General features: G+C 57.0%; 3 rRNA genes. All 3 read left to right on the forward strand.

The features are described 5' to 3' along the window. The first annotated feature begins 13 nt into the window (after nt 1-13). Nucleotides 14-1,532, forward strand: a 16S ribosomal RNA gene (locus M3B01_RS14290). 347 nt (nt 1,533-1,879) lie between these two features. Further along, nucleotides 1,880-4,940, forward strand: a 23S ribosomal RNA gene (locus M3B01_RS14295). A gap of 117 nt (nt 4,941-5,057) precedes the next feature. After that, nucleotides 5,058-5,174: ribosomal RNA gene (gene rrf / locus M3B01_RS14300) — 5S ribosomal RNA — on the forward strand. The 16S, 23S and 5S rRNA genes sit together here, the layout of an rRNA operon. Nucleotides 5,175-5,211: the final 37 nt, after the last annotated feature.

Consider the following 5,211-nt stretch of genomic DNA (forward strand, 5'->3'; position numbering starts at 1 on the left):
TTTTTTCTATGTTTTCATGGAGAGTTTGATCCTGGCTCAGGACGAACGCTGGCGGCGTGCTTAACACATGCAAGTCGAACGATGACGACAGGGCTTGCCTTGTCTGATTAGTGGCGAACGGGTGAGTAACACGTGAGTAACCTGCCCCCCTCTTCGGGATAACCTCGGGAAATCGGGGCTAATACCGGATATGACTTCGCACCGCATGGTGTGTTGTGGAAAGTTTTTCGGTGGGGGATGGACTCGCGGCCTATCAGTTTGTTGGTGAGGTAATGGCTCACCAAGGCGATGACGGGTAGCCGGCCTGAGAGGGCGACCGGCCACACTGGGACTGAGACACGGCCCAGACTCCTACGGGAGGCAGCAGTGGGGAATATTGCACAATGGGCGAAAGCCTGATGCAGCGACGCCGCGTGGGGGATGACGGCCTTCGGGTTGTAAACCTCTTTCAGCAGGGAAGAAGCGAGAGTGACGGTACCTGCAGAAGAAGCGCCGGCTAACTACGTGCCAGCAGCCGCGGTAATACGTAGGGCGCAAGCGTTGTCCGGAATTATTGGGCGTAAAGAGCTTGTAGGTGGCTTGTCGCGTCTGCCGTGAAAACCCGAGGCTCAACCTCGGGCGTGCGGTGGGTACGGGCAGGCTAGAGTGTGGTAGGGGAGACTGGAACTCCTGGTGTAGCGGTGATATGCGCAGATATCAGGAAGAACACCGATGGCGAAGGCAGGTCTCTGGGCCATTACTGACACTGAGAAGCGAAAGCATGGGGAGCGAACAGGATTAGATACCCTGGTAGTCCATGCCGTAAACGTTGGGCACTAGGTGTGGGGAACATTCCACGTTTTCCGCGCCGTAGCTAACGCATTAAGTGCCCCGCCTGGGGAGTACGGCCGCAAGGCTAAAACTCAAAGGAATTGACGGGGGCCCGCACAAGCGGCGGAGCATGCGGATTAATTCGATGCAACGCGAAGAACCTTACCAAGGCTTGACATGCACCGGACGGCTCCAGAGATGGGGTTTTCTTCGGACTGGTGCACAGGTGGTGCATGGTTGTCGTCAGCTCGTGTCGTGAGATGTTGGGTTAAGTCCCGCAACGAGCGCAACCCTCGTTCCATGTTGCCAGCGCGTTATGGCGGGGACTCATGGGAGACTGCCGGGGTCAACTCGGAGGAAGGTGGGGACGACGTCAAATCATCATGCCCCTTATGTCTTGGGCTTCACGCATGCTACAATGGTCGGTACAATGGGTTGCGAAACTGTGAGGTGGAGCGAATCCCAAAAAGCCGGTCTCAGTTCGGATTGGGGTCTGCAACTCGACCCCATGAAGTCGGAGTCGCTAGTAATCGCAGATCAGCAACGCTGCGGTGAATACGTTCCCGGGCCTTGTACACACCGCCCGTCAAGTCACGAAAGTCGGTAACACCCGAAGCCAGTGGCCCATCCTCGTGAGGGAGCTGTCGAAGGTGGGATTGGCGATTGGGACTAAGTCGTAACAAGGTAGCCGTACCGGAAGGTGCGGCTGGATCACCTCCTTTCTAAGGAGCATCACCATTAATGGTGGCCATCTGCCTGCCCGCGTGTGGTGGGGGTGGTTGCTCATGGGTGGAACATCAACGGATGGGCGCTTCATCATCGGGTGCTGCTCGCTAGTACGGTCCTTCGGGGCGTGGAACGTGGGTTGCCTGGTGGTTCGAGGTGGAGACACGCTATTGGGTTGTGAGGCTGCACGCGGCCCCTGGGTTCGCCCCGGGGTGTGTGGCTGGTCCTCCCTGCTTCCCGTTGCCGGTATCGGCTCGGGTGGTGGTGTGGGGTTGTTTCTTGAGAACTGCATAGTGGACGCGAGCATCTTGTAAGCAATTTATTTTAGTGTCTTTGTAGTGTTTGCCAAGTCTTTAAGGGCGTACGGTGGATGCCTGGGCACGAGGAGCCGATGAAGGACGTAGGAGTCTGCGATAAGCCTCGGGGAGGTGACAACCGACCTGTGATCCGAGGATGTCCGAATGGGGAAACCCACCGCGAGTCATGTCGCGGTACCTGCCACTGAATGTATAGGTGGTGTGGAGGGAACGCGGGGAAGTGAAACATCTCAGTACCCGCAGGAAGAGAAAACAAATAGTGATTCCGTGAGTAGTGGCGAGCGAAAGCGGAGGTGGCTAAACCTGTTCTGTGTGATACCCGGCAGGGGTTGCAGGGCGGGGGTTGTGGGACGTATCGGGGTTGTCTGCCGGCAGCCCGACGTGGACGTGCATTGGTAGTCGAAGTCGTGGTGAGTGCGACGGCGTAGAGGGTGAGACCCCCGTAGACGAAACTGTTGTGCGGCGTGATGCTGTTCCCGAGTAGCACCGGGCCCGTGAAATCCGGTGTGAATCTGCCAGGACCACCTGGTAAGCCTGAATACTACCTCGTGACCGATAGCGGACAAGTACCGTGAGGGAAAGGTGAAAAGCACCCCGGGAGGGGAGTGAAATAGTACCTGAAACCGTGCGCTTACAATCCGTCGGAGCCTTACGGGGTGACGGCGTGCCTTTTGAAGAATGAGCCTGCGAGTTAGTGGTCGGTGGCGAGGTTAACCCGTGTGGGGTAGCCGTAGCGAAAGCGAGTCTGAACGGGGCGTTCAGTCGCCGGCTCTAGACCCGAAGCGAAGTGATCTATCCATGGGCAGTGTGAAGCGCGGGTAAGACCGCGTGGAGGCGCGAACCCACTTCAGTTGAAAATGGAGGGGATGACCTGTGGATAGGGGTGAAAGGCCAATCAAACTTCGTGATAGCTGGTTCTCCCCGAAATGCATTTAGGTGCAGCGTTGCGTGTTTCGTGCCGGAGGTAGAGCACTGGATAGGCGATGGGCCCCACCGGGTTACTGACCTTAGCCAAACTCCGAATGCCGGTACGTGAGAGCGCAGCAGTGAGACTGTGGGGGATAAGCTTCATAGTCGAGAGGGAAACAGCCCAGAACATCAGCTAAGGCCCCTAAGCGTGTGCTAAGTGGAAAAGGATGTGGAGTTGCTGAGACAACCAGGAGGTTGGCTTAGAAGCAGCCACCCTTGAAAGAGTGCGTAATAGCTCACTGGTCAAGTGATTCTGCGCCGACAATGTAGCGGGGCTCAAGTACACCGCCGAAGCTGTGTCACTCCACGTTGTGTGGGGTGGGTAGGGGAGCGTCGTGCAGACTGCGAAGCCGCGGGGTGACCCAGTGGTGGAGGCTGCACGAGTGAGAATGCAGGCATGAGTAGCGAAAGACGGGTGAGAAACCCGTCCGCCGATTGATCAAGGGTTCCAGGGCCAGGTTAATCCGCCCTGGGTTAGTCGGGACCTAAGGCGAGGCCGACAGGCGTAGTCGATGGACATCGGGTTGATATTCCCGAACCGATCGTAGGAGGACCCATGCCGAGGCATCTGATGCTAACCACCCGAGCTTGCCTCGTGCCCTTCGGGGTGCGTGCGTGAGTGAGGCTGGGAACCAAGGGTGTAGTAGGTCAGCGCGAGGGATGACGCAGAGAGGTAGCTTCCGCGGACTTAATGGAATAGTCCGTCTAAGCGAGCAGCCCGGTCACGGTAATGCGTGGCCATGAGGGTGAGACGTGATGGGGATCCCGTATGGGCGTAGGTGAGTGATCCTGTACTGCCAAGAAAAGTTCCAGCGTGACGAACACGGTCGCCCGTACCCTAAACCGACTCAGGTGATCAGGTAGAGAATACCGAGGCGTTCGAGAGAATCGTGGTTAAGGAACTCGGCAAAATGCCCCCGTAACTTCGGGAGAAGGGGGGCCTGAGAGGTGAGAGCCTCGAGGGCCGCAGAGACCAGGGAGAAGCGACTGTTTACTAAAAACACAGGTCCGTGCGAAGTCGTAAGACGCTGTATACGGACTGACGCCTGCCCGGTGCTGGAAGGTTAAGAGGACGGGTCAGCTCTTCGGAGCGAAGCTCAGAATTTAAGCCCCAGTAAACGGCGGTGGTAACTATAACCATCCTAAGGTAGCGAAATTCCTTGTCGGGTAAGTTCCGACCTGCACGAATGGCGTAACGACTTCTCCACTGTCTCAACCGCGAACTCGGCGAAATTGCATTACGAGTAAAGATGCTCGTTACGCGCAGCAGGACGGAAAGACCCCGGGACCTTTACTATAGTTTGGTATTGGTGTTCGGGACGGCTTGTGTAGGATAGGTGGGAGACTGGGAAGCATTCACGCCAGTGAGTGTGGAGTCGCTGTTGAAATACCACTCTGGTCGTTCTGGATTCCTAACCTCGGTCCGTGATCCGGATCAGGGACAGTGCCTGATGGGTAGTTTAACTGGGGCGGTTGCCTCCTAAAGAGTAACGGAGGCGCTCAAAGGTTCCCTCAGCCTGGTTGGCAATCAGGTGTTGAGTGTAAGTGCACAAGGGAGCTTGACTGCGAGACAGACATGTCGGGCAGGTGCGAAAGCAGGAACTAGTGATCCGGCACCTCATTGTGGAATGGGTGTCGCTCAACGGATAAAAGGTACCCCGGGGATAACAGGCTGATCTTGCCCAAGAGCTCATATCGACGGCATGGTTTGGCACCTCGATGTCGGCTCGTCGCATCCTGGGGCTGGAGTTGGTCCCAAGGGTTAGGCTGTTCGCCTATTAAAGCGGTACGCGAGCTGGGTTTAGAACGTCGTGAGACAGTTCGGTCCCTATCCGCTGCGCGCGTTGGATATTTGAGAAGGCCTGTCCCTAGTACGAGAGGACCGGGATGGACTGACCTCTGGTGTGCCAGTTGTTCTGCCAAGGGCATGGCTGGTTGGCTACGTCGGGAAGGGATAACCGCTGAAAGCATCTAAGCGGGAAGCCTGCTTCAAGATTAGATATCCGTGCACCCTTGTGGTGTGGGAGGCCCCCAGTAGACGACTGGGTTGATAGGCCAGATGTGGAAGCGCGGTAACGTGTGGAGCTGACTGGTACTAATGGCTGATGACTTACTCAAACACTGTCACTGATTGTGTTGTTTGCGTGTGTGTTCGCGTCCACTGTGTGGTTCTTGAGGAACAACCGCTGCGTCCCTGTGTTTGGGGGTGTGGGGGCTGGTTGGGTCTCGTTGTGTTACGGCGGTCATAGCGTCGAGGAAACGCCCGGTTCCATTCCGAACCCGGAAGCTAAGCTCGATTGCGCCGATGGTACTGCACTCGGGAGGGTGTGGGAGAGTAGGTCGCCGCCGGACATCTTCATTCGGGAAGGGATGAAGGGGTTGTAGCATC

The organism is Brachybacterium sp. p3-SID957 (genome assembly GCF_025144775.1).
GTDB lineage: Bacteria > Actinomycetota > Actinomycetes > Actinomycetales > Dermabacteraceae > Brachybacterium > Brachybacterium epidermidis.